Genomic DNA, 14394 nt, shown 5'->3' on the forward strand with positions numbered 1-14394 from the left:
AGTTGGAAAAAAATGAAAAAGTAAAGGGTTAACTATACTTCACTTTACGTAAAATTCTGAGCGCTTCTTTTAAGGATAGATATATTTCTTTGTCATACTTTTTTAAAAGAGGGCGCGCGGTATCTAATTTATCTTTTGCATCCTCAAAACCATTAAAAAAGCATATTAAATAGGAGTCCGGCAACTGTTTGACATCTCTTATTTCAGATGGATTCAACTTTATTTTTTTCTCCAATTTTTGCAATATGGCATTATTAGCATTAAAAATATGGTGCAACGTTTTAGCATCATATTGCGGTGGTTCGAAAAGTAATTTACTCTGAATTTGATACGTTCCATTTTCCGCAAAAGTGATATTTGTTTCTTCTAATGGAAAATATCTTTGACTCGTTCCTAATTCCAATTGAACATATTCTACTGTAGTAAATGAATCGTCATCAAAAGAAATAGTCACTTCATCTAATGCAGAATAAAAAAGCTTTACTTGTTCGTTAATCAGCTCAATGTCAACACGCGAAAAATAGGTTTTATCTTTTACCACTTTGGTATTACCAGCCCAACAAACTATAAATTGCTCTTTAAAAACCTTATAACTACTCTTTAAATCTTTATGGCGATTATTTATAAAATCGATAACACCATCTAAAGTAAGCTCAATATTATTTTTAGCATGTTGTTCGATAGTAGCAACTACTTCTGAATTTATATCCTTTAGCTCAACACCATAAGCTTTAGGCATACTTATGCTTCCTTCTCTAAAGAAAACTGCACCTCCATAATATTTCCAGATATTCTTCCGTAAGGCACAAACATCACCATTAGATTTAATGGTTACTAAACCGACAACTCTACCTTCTTCCAATTGTGGAAAAGGAATATTTTCATAGGAAATTAAAGGCGGATTTACTAGGTAAGCATTTACTAAATTTTGAATTTTACTATCATCAAAGAAGTCGACCCCCACAATTTTATTGTCTTCGTCTTCGACACCAACAACAATAAATGAATTATTCTTTGGGTTGCTATTCGCTAAGGCACAAACATGCTTTAAAAATTTAGCTTTACCTTCTTTAGAACCAAAATTGATGAAACGCTTTTTGTCATAAAAACTGTTCTCATCATTATGAGCGAGAAGGTTTTTCACAAGTAATCGTTTATTAATCATTTTTGTTCACAATTGTAGAAGATGCTTGTGCTGTGGACATTACTACCAAATCAGCAATGTTCACATGATAAGGTCTAGAAATAACGAAATGAATAATATCGGCAATATCTTCAGGCATTAAAGGCTGGAAACCTTTATAAACATTTTTAGCTTTATCGGTATCACCTTTAAAACGAACATCACTAAATTCAGTGGCTACCATCCCTGGATTTACAGCTCCTACACGAATTCCATATGTATTTAAGTCAATTCTCATTCCTTGATTTATCGCATCAACCGCATGCTTACTTGCACAATAAACGTTTCCATTTGGGTACACTTCTTTTCCTGCTGTAGACCCAATATTTATAACATGTCCAGATTTTCTTTCTACCATTTTCGGCAGTATAGCCTTCGAAACATATAGTAAACCTTTCACATTAATATCTAACATTGCATCCCAATCATCCAAGCTTCCCTTATCAATGGGATCCAAACCATGCGCATTACCAGCATTATTAATTAGCACATCTATTTGTGAAAACTCTACGGGCAAGGAATTAATTGCTTTTATAACAGCTTCTCGGTCTCGAATATCAAAATTTAGGGTAGTAATACTAGCATCCTTAGTTAATTTTACTGCCAATTCATCTAATCGCTCTTGTCTTCTTCCGCAAAGAATTAAATTAAAATTTTTAGACGCCAATAATTCGGCGGTAGCATAGCCGATTCCACTAGTTGCTCCTGTAATTAATACTGTTTTAGACATTATACTTCATTTAATTAGCGGTATTAAGACATGTAATCTTAGTTATCTAGAAGTCTTAAAATTCTGCAATAACAAGAGTGTTTTAAGCCTCTTTTTCCCTAAGGATGTTAAATTAAAAATATTTACCTTAACATCTTCCTAAAACTTAGGGGTTTTTGAGGTATTTTAACCAATCGTTAACAGGCAATGATTAAATAAATTTTCAATTTGCGCTCTACTATTCAACCAACTATATTTATTGACTAAAAATTACGCTTCTTATGGATAATAATACTACTGTGGATATTAGCGCAGTAAACGAGAAAATTGCACAAGAGAGTGCATTTATCGACTTGCTCACTACAGAAATGAACAAGGTTATCGTGGGCCAAAAACACATGGTTGAACGATTATTGATTGGCCTTTTAGGTCAAGGCCACATACTTTTGGAAGGTGTGCCTGGATTAGCTAAAACGCTAGCAATAAACACCCTAGCTAAAGCTGTTAAAGGCAGTTTTAGTAGAATTCAATTTACTCCAGACCTTTTACCTGCAGATGTTGTAGGTACTATGATATATAATATGAAGGTGAATGACTTTTCAATTAAGAAGGGTCCAATATTCGCAAATTTTGTATTGGCAGATGAAATTAACCGTGCACCTGCGAAGGTACAATCGGCATTACTTGAGGCCATGCAAGAGAAGCAGGTCACAATTGGTGACGAAACATTTGTTCTAGACAAACCATTCTTGGTAATGGCTACTCAGAACCCTGTAGAGCAAGAAGGAACATATCCGTTGCCAGAAGCACAGGTTGATAGATTTATGCTGAAAACAGTAATTGATTATCCAAAAATGGCCGAAGAGCAAAATATCATGCGCCAAAATCTTTTGGGTAATTACGAAACTGTAAACCCAGTGGTTTCAATAGAACAAATATTAAGTGCTCAGAAAGCTGTTCGTGAAGTTTATATGGATGAAAAGATTGAAAAATATATACTTGATATAGTTTTCGCTACTCGATATCCCGAAAAATACAATTTAGAATCTCTTAAACCGCTAATTAATTTTGGAGCATCACCACGTGGAAGTATAAATTTAGGAAATGCAGCTAAATGTTATGCATTTATTAAACGTAGAGGTTATGTAGTACCCGAAGATGTTCGCGCTGTAGTACACGATGTATTGCGACACAGAATTGGCATCACTTATGAAGCCGAGGCAGAAAACATTACTTCTGAAGAAATCATCAATAAGATTGTAAACGAAATCGAAGTGCCTTAAAACAGTTGATTGTAAATATTTGGCAAACTACTATTCGTAATAAGGCGCCAACCATTTTACCGATTATTGTTAACTGTTTTTTATCATAGATGGATACTAAAGAACTACTTAAAAAAGTACGGAAGATTGAGATTAAGACCCGGCGTCTATCCGATCATATTTTTGGAGGCGAATATCATTCGACTTTCAAAGGGCGTGGTATGACATTTAGTGAAGTTAGACAGTATCAGTTCGGCGATGATGTAAGAGCAATAGATTGGAATGTTACTGCCCGTTATAATGAGCCCTATATAAAGGTTTTTGAAGAAGAGCGAGAATTAACCATGATGTTAATGGTTGATGTAAGTGGCTCAGAATTATTCGGTACCACCAATCAATTCAAAAAAGAAATTCTTACCGAAATATCAGCGACACTAGCATTCTCTGCATTGCAGAATAATGATAAAGCAGGTCTCATTTTATTTTCAGACGAAGTAGAACTTTTTATCCCACCAAAAAAAGGAAAAAGTCATGTACTCCGAATAATTAGAGAATTGCTTGAATTTAAGCCTAAAAGCAACAAAACAGACATTGCAGGTGCTTTGCGATATTTGTCGAATATGATGAAGAAAAAGGCTATAGTCTTTGTCTTATCAGATTTTATCGCCGAAGACTACGAACAAACCTTAAAAATTACGGGTAACAAACATGATGTTACAGGTATTCGTGTTTATGACCACCGTGAAGAATCTATTCCAAATTTAGGAATGGTACAAATGCAAGATGCGGAAACTGGGCAAATGCAGGTTATAAATACCCAGTCTAAAAAAGTAAGACAATCGTATGCAAAATACCATCAAGAAAAAGTCGCATATTTCACAGAAACCTTTAGAAAATCGGGTTGTGGAGTATTAAGTTGCAGAGTTGATGAAAGCTATGTGAAAAAATTATTGGGCTATTTTAAACGTAGGGGATAATGCAGAAATTGAAATATGAAATACGAATTTTGAAAAATATATCGCCTAAAGTGCGATATGCTTTTCTATGCCTATTTCTAACTTCTTTTTATGGATTTTCTCAATCTACACCTACCATTACCTCAAGTGTTGATACCACTTCCATAAAAATTGGAGAACAAATAAAGTTTACGGTAACGGTAAATACAGATACTACAGCGCAAGTGATATTTCCGGAAGGACAAACATTTTCTCCTTTAGAAACTGTTGAAGCATTACCAACCGATACCACTAAAAAAGACAGTAGGTTTATATTACAAAAGTCGTACACCCTAACTCAATTCGATTCTGGACAATACAAATTACCACAACAATTTATTGACATAAATGGTAAAGCATTTTATACCGATTCGCTATTAATTAATGTAGCGAATGTACCTGTTGACACACTTGCACAAAAAATGTACGACATTAAACCATTCATTAATGTTGAAAAAAACAATGCTTCTCTTTGGAAGATATTAGCGGCAATATTAGCCGCATTATTAATCGTAGGCGGATTACTCTATTGGTTTGTTTTTCGCAAAAAACCTTTAACAGAAGAAGAAAAAGTAGCCTTATTACCGCCCTACGACAGGGCCATGTTGGAATTAAAAAACTTAGAGAATTCGAAATATCTCATTCAAGACGAATACAAACAATATTATACAGAACTAACGGACATTGTACGCTCATATTTAGAAGAAGATGTTCATGTATCAGCGCTAGAAAGCACCACCGATCAATTGATTGATAAACTTGAAATGCGCAGGGATGCTGGTGAACTAAAATTAGAAGACGATACATTAAAGCAATTCAAACAGATTTTACAAACAGCAGATTTAGTAAAGTTTGCAAAATCGAAACCAGAGACATCAATTGCTGAAAATCACAGAAAATCGATTGAACAAATTGTGATTAAAACCCATGAGGCATTACCAGAACCTACAGAAGAAGAATTGTTAGAACAAGAAGCCTATCAAGAAGAATTAGCAAGAAGAAAGGAGCGAAGGAAATGGATTATGACTGGAGTTGCTGCACTTGCTGCAATCGTTTTGGCAATTGCAGGTTTATCAATTTATTATGGTCCAAAACAAGTTTGGGATACTGTTACCGGTAATGAAACCAAGAAGTTATTAGATAAAGAATGGGTATCAAGTTCTTATGGTTATCCACCAATTATCTTAGAAACCCCAGAGGTATTAGTTCGACAAAAGACTAAAATTCCAGCTGCAGCTCAAAGTAAAATCAAAGAGTTAAGTACCTTTAGTTACCAAAACAATGATGCGCTATTCACAGTTGCAGCGACTTCCACCCTCTTCACAGAACAAGATGAGCCTGACCATGAAAAGACTATTGAGAATCTAATAGCAAATTTTGAGAAAAAAGGAGCTAAAAATATTATCACTAAGAATGATGAATTCACTACTATTTCTGGTGTAAAAGGTTTAAAAACTTACGGAAGCGGCAAATTTAAAGTCGATGATACAAATAACCTAGTAAGAGGTAACTATGAAATTTACAGTTTTGGCGGACCTGGTTTTCAACAACAAATACTTATTACCTGGTTAGCAGATGATGAATATGCCGACGAAATTGTAAATCGAATTACAACCACTTTAGAAGTAAAAATAGAGTTATAGATGTTAGAAAATATTTCATTTGCAAATCCTGAATTTTTCTGGTTGCTATTATTGCTTCCGGTGGCTTTGCTATGGTATTTTTTCAAAAGAAAAAAGCAAAGTGCAGCCTTAACGATATCTACAATCAGCGGTTTTTCTAAAAATAGTGTTCTTCCTAAATTAAGACATGGATTATTTATTTTAAGGTTATTAGCTATGGCAGCAATTATAGTTGCTATGGCAAGACCACAAACCGAAGATATATCTACCCGTACAAAAACCACAAAAGGTATTGATATTGTAATGGCTATTGATGTTTCGTCTAGTATGCTGGCTCGCGATTTAAAACCAAATAGGCTGGCCGCATTAAAAGAAGTAGCATCAGATTTTATAGCTAAAAGACCTAATGACCGTATTGGCTTGGTTGCTTACGCAGGAGAAGGTTATACAAAAACTCCTATTACTAGTGATAAGTCTATTGTATTGGGTGCGCTTGGTGAAATAACATATGGTCAATTAAATGATGGTACTGCAATAGGCATGGGGTTGGCCACAGCTGTAAATCGATTAAAAGAAAGTAAAGCAATAAGCAAAATAATTATTCTTTTAACAGATGGAGTAAATAATGGTGGTTTTATTGAGCCGAAAACAGCAGCAGATTTAGCTGTGGAATTTGGCATTAAAACATATACCATTGGTTTGGGAACTAATGGTAATGCACTATCGCCAATTGCATACAATGCAGATGGTACTTTTAGATATGGTATGCGGCAAGTAGAAATCGATGATGAATTATTACAAGAGATTGCAACAGTTACGGGAGGTAAGTATTTTAGAGCTACCAATAATGAAAAACTAGAAGCAATTTATGATGAGATTAATAAGCTTGAAAAAACAGAAATAGAAGAGTTTAAATATTATAGGTACGAGGAAAAGTTTCGACCATGGATATTATTAGCAGGAGCCCTGCTTCTATTAGAATGGATTTTGAAAAATACAGTATTCCGAAGTTTTATATAAAAAGAGATGTCGACAATACAATTAGACGAAAAAATATATTTCTATCTGCTTTTCATCGTTCCGGTGATAGTGATACTCTTTGTTCTGCTTCAAATTTGGAAGAAAAGAACACAAAATAAATTTGCCGAATCATCGCTATTAAAAAGATTAACCCCAAGCAGATCCAGTTTTAAATCTACATTAAAACTAATTCTTTTTCTTTTGGGTATTTCTTCATTAACATTAGGACTGGTAAATCCTAAGATTGGAACAAAACTTGAAACCGTAAAGCGTGAAGGTGTCGATATAGTTTTTGCAATAGACGTATCTAAAAGTATGTTGGCAGAAGACATTGCACCGAATAGGCTTGAGAAAGCAAAGCGATTAGTTTCTGAAATAATAAATCAATTAGCAAGTGACCGCATCGGAATTATAGCCTATGCTGGCCAAGCATACCCACAATTGCCAATTACCACCGATTACGGCGCTGCAAAAATGTTTTTACAAAACATGAATACCGATATGCTTACCTCCCAAGGCACAGCTATTAATGCTGCAATCGACTTAGCGACCACTTATTATGACGATGAAGAGCAAACCAATCGTGTGTTGTTCATAATATCAGATGGAGAGGATCATTCTGAAGGCACTACAATTGATGCTGTTGAAGAAGCGACCGAAGTTGGAATTCGCATTTTTACTATAGGAGTTGGTAAACCTAAAGGCGCACCAATACCTATTAAAAGAAATGGCGTGGTAGAAAGCCTAAAAAAGGACAGTAAAGGTGAAGTAGTTATTACGAAGCTAAATCAAGAAGTATTAATAGATATTGCTGAAGAAGGTAATGGCGAGTATATTGACGGCACCAATACAGAAGAAGCTGTAAATTATATAAAGGACCAGCTATTACAAATGGACAAAAAAGAATTTGAAGCGAAACAATTTGCTGAATATAAAGACCAATTTCAATGGTTTTTAGCAGCTGGACTTTTATTTCTATTTATTGATATTTTTGTATTAAACCGAAAAACGGAGTGGCTTAGAAAATTGAATTTATTCAACGAAAAGCAAAGCGAATAAGTATGAAATTTAAACTGATATATTTCTTTTTATTTCTAGGACTCTCTCTTAGTGCTCAAACAGCCGAAGAGATTGAAGAAACTAATGCAAAAGATTTAGCAGAATCTACGAATCTTACTTGGGAAGCAAACAAATATATTTCCGAAGAAAAGTTTGTAGAAGCAGAAAAAGAATACCGAAGAGCTATTTCTAAAAGTGATAATAATGTGGCAGCTCCTTTCAATTTAGGTAATGCATATTATAACAAGGAAACTTACAGCGAAGCCTTTGGAAGATTTAAAGAGGCTGGTGATAAATCTGAAGATAAAGCTGAGAAACATAAAGCATACCATAATATGGGAAATGTATTTATGAAGCGAAAAGAATACGAAAAGGCTGTTGAAGCTTATAAAGAAGCACTTCGTAACAATCCGAAAGATGAAGAAACTCGTTACAACTTAGCTTTAGCTAAAGAAATGCTTAAAAAAGAACAAGACGAGCAAAAGAAAGACGACGAAAAGAAAGACGACCAAGACAAAGACGATAAAAAGGACGATCAAGAAAAAAACCAAGACAAGAAAGACGACGGCGATAAAAAAGAAGACGAAGGAGATAACGAAGAGGAAAATAAAGACAAGCAAGACGAAGGCGATAAAGGAGACCAAGAAAAAGAAGATAATAAAGAAGGTGACGGAGACGAGAAAGAAGAGCAAGAAAAAAAACCTGAAGAACAGCAACAAGCTCCTCCTAGACCAAATCAATTATCTAAACAACAAATTCAGAATCTGCTTGACGCTATGCAGAATGAAGAAGATAAAGTTCAAGAAAAAATTGACGCTCAAAAAGTTAAAGGCGTTAAAGTCAAAAACGAAAAAGATTGGTAATTCAAATGAAAACCAAAAATTACATATTACTTTTTCTTTTTACAGTTTTGTCGTTTGCTCTACAAGCACAAGACCAAGATCAGGTTACGTTTGAGCTTAGGGTTAGTAAGAGTAAAATGGGAATAAATGAGCGCATCCGCGTTGATTTTTCTATGAATAAAGACGGAGATGATTTTAATCCGCCTGATTTTCAAGGATTTAAAGTATTGATGGGTCCTTCACAATCTATAAGTTCTAGTTGGGTAAATGGTGTTCGTAGTTATTCTAAGACTTATTCTTATACAATTGCACCTACAGCGCAGGGAACTTTTACTATTAAGCAAGCAACAATTGTAATAGATGGAAAAATTTACAAATCATTATCGAAAAAAATAGAAGTTGGTCCACCAGTAGATAAGCCAAGTGATCAAATGACAGCACACGATGTTGCCGACGAAAGTCTTCATTTGGTTGCAGAGGTTTCTAATGCTCGTCCGTTTATGAACGAAGCAATAACTGTGGTTTACAAATTATATTTTGGTCAACAAATTGGTATATCAAACTATCGTCCACTTGATAATCCTACGTACAATAATTTTTGGAGTCAAGACATCCCGATTACTAGGTTGAATGCACAAAATGGAACTTACGATGGCAAACCCTTTAGGTATGTAGTTCTAAAGCGGGTAGTATTATATCCTCAGAAATCAGGAAAGTTAGAAATAGAACCTTTATCGTTAGAAATTACTGCAGATGTACCTACACAAAAACGAGATTTCTTTGGCGGAAGAATTTATTCACAAGCAAATAAGACAGTATCGGCAGGCAAAAGAACAATCAATGTAAAAGCCCTACCTGAGAATGGTAAACCTGCAAACTTTAATGGAGCAGTAGGAGATTTTGATTTTAAAGTAACGGCAAGTAAAACCACTTTAAATGCATCGGAATCTTTACAAGCTAAAGTAGAAGTTTCGGGTAAAGGAAATTTAAAATTATTTAAACTTCCAGAACCTATTTTACCAAGTTCACTCGAAGTTTACGAACCTGAATTTGATGAAAATGTACGTACAAACCTAGCTGGAATGCAGGGTAAAGTCACTAATAATTATACAATTGTTCCGGCTTACAAGGGTAAGTATCCTATACCGAGTATTTCTTTTAGTTATTTTGATCCTAGTACGGCAAAATACAAAACAATAGATTCTGAGGAGATTTTGATTGATGTTGTTTCTGGCCCCTCAAGTGGCTCAGCAAATACAAATGCAGCTGGAGCTAATAACAAGCAATCTGTTAATGTGGCAAGTGATCAATTCGCCTTTATTAAGTTAAACACTAGTTTAACTCCTATAAGTGCTATAAATTTTTTCGGTAGTAGAAGTTTTTACTTATGGTGGTTATTACCATTACTATTAATTCCACTAGCTATTTTCTTTAGAAAGAAACGCGATGATTTAGCTGGTGATTTAGAAGGCAATAAAATTAGAATGGCAAATAGGCTCGCCAGAAGATATTTATCGTCTGCAAAAAAAGCCTTAGGTAATAAAGAAGCATTCTATGTGGCATTAGAAAAAGGACTTCACAATTACCTTAAAGCCAAATTAAAAATTGAAACTACTGAATTTAGCAAAGATAAAATCAAGGATCTTTTAACTGAAAAAAATGTAGATGAAAAGACAATAGAACGTTTTATTAATTTACTTAAGAATTGTGAGATGGCACGTTATAGCCCATTTTCAGATGTTCAAATGCAACAAGATTATACCGATGCAAGTGAAGTAATGTCTTACTTAGACAAGCAATTATAGAAATTTGTTAAAAACAGAAGTGAAGAAAAAAGGTTTCATATTAGTAGTTATGTTATTTCTATTTGAAATAAGTGCATTCGCGCAAAATGATGCATTGTTCAAAAAAGGGAATGACGCATATAATGATGGTGATTATGTAACGGCTGCTGATCAATATTTAGCGATTTTAGAAAAAGGAGAACATTCGGCTGAGGTGTATTTTAATCTTGGTAATGCCTATTACAAATTAAATCAAATAGCTCCAAGCATCTATTATTATGAGAAGGCACTACTTCTAAAACCTAAGGATAGTGAAATTTTAAACAATTTGTCATATGCTCAAAATATGACTTTAGATGCTATTGAAACATTGCCTGTCTCTGGTCTCACTAATTTATACAAACAGTTTACTGAGGTACTATCTTTTGATCAATGGGCTAAAATCGCTATTGCCTTAATGATTCTCTTTGTGCTCTTGTACATTGCTTTTTACTTTTTTAGTTATGCGACAAGAAAACGAATTGCCTTTATATTCAGTTTAATAGCATTATTATTTTCAATTATAGCTGCTGTATTCGCTTACATTGAGTTTGATGATTTTAATAAAAACAACCCCGCTATTGTCTTTGTTAAGGAAAGTCAAGTAAAAACAGAACCCAATGACAGAAGTCAACAATCATTTATTTTACATGAAGGCACAAAGGTAAATGTAATTAGTACATTGAAAGATTGGAATGAAATTCAACTTGCAGATGGTCAAACTGGTTGGATTTCATCTGAAAACATTAAGCTCATAAAAGATTTTTAATACTTCCTTAACAACGGTTTTAACCTTAAATTCTATATTTGCATTTAATTTAATTTTATATGCCAAGGTCTCGAATGCTTATTACTTTGTTAGTGCTATGGCTTTTTGCGATAGTTGGGCCTTCGGTTATCACCTTGCTTTCTGATAATAACAAGTCTATTATTACGCTAAACCTCAATGAAGAAGAGCAACAAGAGCAAGTTAAAAAGAATATAGGTGAGAATATTGCTTTTCAAGACAACTCGTCTAATTTTCAAATTTTATCCCATTTACAGAATTATTTATCATACAGCTTTTATCTCTTAAGCAAGACCGATATTTGCCTAGACATAGTACTCCCCCCTCCAAAAACTGTTTAGTTTATTTTGCCTTATTAATGATTTATTAGCATTTCGTTTAATAATATCATTTAGAAAAACATTGAAAAACTAAATTTTAAAAGTATTATAGTATTATGAAAGCACATACCAAAGAGACCCAAGGTACAATGACCCCCGAAAAATCGTTACGTTTTTTAAAGGAAGGAAACCAACGTTTTCAAGACAATTTAAAAGCGAACAGAAATCTTCTAGAACAAGTTAATGACACTAGTGAGGGGCAGTTCCCATTTGCTACTATTTTAAGTTGTATAGATTCTCGCGTTTCTGCTGAATTAGTTTTTGATCAAGGTTTGGGCGATATTTTCAGTATCCGTATAGCAGGTAATTTTGAAAATGAAGATATTTTAGGAAGCATGGAATTCGGCTGTAAGCTTGCCGGCACTAAATTAGTTGTAGTGCTGGGACATACAAGTTGTGGTGCTATAAAAGGTGCTTGCGACCATGCAAGATTAGGTAATCTTACCGCGCTTATCAATAAAATAGAACCAGCAGTTGAAGCAGTTAAAGAACCAGCTGATGAAAATCTTAGAAATTCAAAAAACTTAGATTTTGTTGATGAAGTTTCTGCTAAGAATGTTGAAATGACAATTCAGAACATTAGAAAGAAAAGTCCAATACTTGCCGAAATGGAAGAAAACGGTGAAATTAAAATCGTCGGGGCTATGTACGACATCTCTTCTGGCGCAGTTGAATTTTATTAATAATCAACAATTTATTTATTATAATATATGGTTCGTTTTTAGTTTTAGCACTAAAGAGTAAAAACTATTTATTAAATACAAACAATTATATAGTATTCCTTTTTTAATTTTAAAAGGTTTAAGAATAATAATTACAATCTTATATATATGAAAAATCTATTTTCTAATCTAAGAGGCGATTTATTCGGCGGAATTACTGCTGGTATAGTTGCCTTACCTTTAGCACTTGCGTTTGGTGTAAGCTCAGGTCTAGGGCCAAGTGCCGGGCTCTATGGGGCAATATTCGTTAGTTTTTTCGCAGCAATGTTTGGAGGCACGAACACTCAAATATCTGGTCCAACAGCTCCAATGACAGCTGTAAGTATGGTCGTTATTGCTGGTATAGTAGCCGTTAATGATGGTAATATTGAAAAAGCATTACCAGCGATATTAATTGTTTTCTTTCTTGCCGGTTTAATGCAAATCGGACTCGGACTTCTAGGTATCGGTAAATACATTAGGTATATTCCCTATCCAGTAGTTTCTGGTTTTATGACCGCCATTGGGGTAATTATACTGGTAACACAAATTTTACCAGCAGTAGGATATTATCCTAAAGAAGATCTCGAATTCGTAGATCAATTTAAACCTCATGCCGAAGAGATTATTCTAGATAATATATTGAAGGAAGAAGCAGGAGAAGGTATTCTAGTTTTAGAAAATTTCGAAGAAACAATAAAACGCGCTGAAGGCATCACTGAAGCGGATATGTTAAAAGAAGCTAAAACATTAGCTAATTCTGAAGCTTCTGGGGTTCTAGGAGCAATAAAAGTGCTACCACGAGCTTTAAAGAATATTAATTGGTTAGAGTTGGCATTAGCCTTAGCTACTATTTTCATCATTTATGGATTTAAACGGATTACTACAGCTGTTCCAAGCACATTAGTTGCTCTTGCTGTAGTATCAGGTGTTGCCTACGGATTTGGTTTAGACTATCGTCCAATTGATGAAATACCAAGCGGATTTCCCATTCCTAATCTAGGAATTTTCACCCAATTTGAGTTAAGCACAGTTTCCCCTTATATATTTACCGCACTTACTTTAGCACTATTAGGAGCAATTGATTCTTTATTAACTTCAGTAGTGGCTGACAACATGACTAAAACTAAACATAAGCCAAATAAAGAATTAGTCGGACAGGGAATTGGTAATAGTATCGGAGCTATTTTTGGTGGAATACCAGGTGCAGGCGCTACCATTAGAACCGTTGTGAACATTAATGCCGGTGGTAAAACTAGATTATCTGGTATGACTGCAGGTGTAATGCTTTTAATAATTATGTTAGCGCTAGCACCAGTAGCTTCACAAATTCCTGCTGCAGTACTTGCGGGTATATTAGTTACCGTTGGTATTGGTGTTATGGATTACAAAGGTCTTAAAGCAATTCCTAGTTTACCAAAAGACATTAAATTAGGCCCATTAAAATTAAGTTCAGAAGTGCTTATAATGCTTGTAGTCCTTGTACTTTCTTCTGTATGGAACTTAGTGTACGCCGTTGGTATTGGCCTTGTGATAGCCTCATTAATGTTTATGAAAAAAATGGGAGATTTAACTGCTGAACGTTCAGATTTAAAAACTCTGGAAAAAGAAAAAGCTTGGTCAGACGAATCAGATTTTCCACAAAACTTACGAGAAGAAGTTTTCATTAAACATTTAAAGGGACCCCTATTTTTTGGGTCTACTAGTGATTTTCAAGCCTTAGCAAAACAAATTCCTGAAACTGCAAATACGGTTATTATTAGAATGGATCGTATGCAATATATGGACCAGTCTGGATTGTACGCATTAGAAGATGTTTTGATTGATCTAAGAAAGTCCAAAATAAATGTACTTCTGGTGGATGTATTGCGCCAACCCAGATATATGATGGAACGGGTAGATCTTATTCCAGATCTTATTCCAGAAGAAAATATCTTTGATACTATTGATGAATGTATACAATGGATTAAAACCAATATAAAAGACAAGTACTAACAAACTTGTTTAAATA

Annotated in this window: 13 protein-coding genes; 11 read left to right on the top strand and 2 right to left on the bottom strand. The window is 34.2% G+C overall.

The genetic code is table 11. From position 1 onward, the window contains the following. Positions 1-28: 28 nt before the first annotated feature. Both UH7x_RS06270 and UH7x_RS06275 read right to left on the bottom strand, forming a co-directional pair. Positions 29-1165: a DUF5929 domain-containing protein gene (locus tag UH7x_RS06270; RefSeq protein ID WP_482362864.1), complete on the bottom strand. Its 1137-nt coding sequence runs from the start codon at positions 1163-1165 to the stop codon at positions 29-31. Beyond that, on the bottom strand, positions 1158-1913 hold the full coding sequence (locus UH7x_RS06275) for an SDR family NAD(P)-dependent oxidoreductase (RefSeq protein WP_482362865.1): 756 nt from the start codon (positions 1911-1913) through the stop codon (positions 1158-1160). Before UH7x_RS06275 ends, UH7x_RS06270 begins: the two co-directional genes overlap by 8 nt. A 260-nt stretch (positions 1914-2173) precedes the next feature. Here UH7x_RS06275 and UH7x_RS06280 point away from each other — a divergent pair, with 260 nt between their 5' ends. The 11 genes from UH7x_RS06280 (at position 2174) to UH7x_RS06330 (ending at position 14378) form a co-directional block, all read left to right on the top strand. Then, a complete protein-coding gene (locus UH7x_RS06280) occupies positions 2174-3175 on the top strand; it encodes an AAA family ATPase (RefSeq protein ID WP_482362866.1) in 1002 nt (333 codons plus the stop codon). Positions 3176-3264: 89 nt separating this feature from the next. Continuing rightward, positions 3265-4131, top strand: a complete 867-nt coding sequence (locus UH7x_RS06285) for a DUF58 domain-containing protein (protein WP_482362867.1) — start codon at positions 3265-3267, stop codon at positions 4129-4131. Beyond that, entirely contained in the window at positions 4131-5792 is a 1662-nt protein-coding gene (locus UH7x_RS06290; RefSeq protein WP_482362868.1) for a hypothetical protein, read from the top strand. The genes UH7x_RS06285 and UH7x_RS06290 overlap by 1 nt, the downstream gene beginning before the upstream one ends. Further along, positions 5793-6791, top strand: a complete 999-nt coding sequence (locus UH7x_RS06295; protein WP_482362869.1) for a vWA domain-containing protein — start codon at positions 5793-5795, stop codon at positions 6789-6791. Positions 6792-6797: 6 nt separating this feature from the next. Then, entirely contained in the window at positions 6798-7850 is a 1053-nt protein-coding gene (locus UH7x_RS06300) for a VWA domain-containing protein (RefSeq protein ID WP_482362870.1), read from the top strand. 2 nt (positions 7851-7852) lie between these two features. Then, on the top strand, positions 7853-8713 hold the full coding sequence (locus UH7x_RS06305) for a tetratricopeptide repeat protein (protein WP_482362871.1): 861 nt from the start codon (positions 7853-7855) through the stop codon (positions 8711-8713). 5 nt (positions 8714-8718) lie between these two features. Further along, positions 8719-10497: a BatD family protein gene (locus UH7x_RS06310; protein WP_482362872.1), complete on the top strand. Its 1779-nt coding sequence runs from the start codon at positions 8719-8721 to the stop codon at positions 10495-10497. Between the two features lie 19 nt (positions 10498-10516). Continuing rightward, positions 10517-11284 (top strand): tetratricopeptide repeat protein, encoded by a 768-nt coding sequence (locus UH7x_RS06315; RefSeq protein ID WP_482362873.1) that lies wholly within the window; start codon positions 10517-10519, stop codon positions 11282-11284. Between the two features lie 59 nt (positions 11285-11343). Continuing rightward, entirely contained in the window at positions 11344-11643 is a 300-nt protein-coding gene (locus UH7x_RS06320) for a hypothetical protein (protein ID WP_482362874.1), read from the top strand. 95 nt (positions 11644-11738) lie between these two features. Next, positions 11739-12365, top strand: coding sequence for a carbonic anhydrase family protein (locus UH7x_RS06325; protein WP_482362875.1), 627 nt, complete (start codon positions 11739-11741; stop codon positions 12363-12365). Between the two features lie 147 nt (positions 12366-12512). After that, a complete protein-coding gene (locus UH7x_RS06330) occupies positions 12513-14378 on the top strand; it encodes a SulP family inorganic anion transporter (protein WP_482362876.1) in 1866 nt (621 codons plus the stop codon). The last annotated feature ends 16 nt before the right edge of the window (positions 14379-14394 follow it).

The organism is Aurantibacter sp. UH7 (assembly GCF_056839165.1).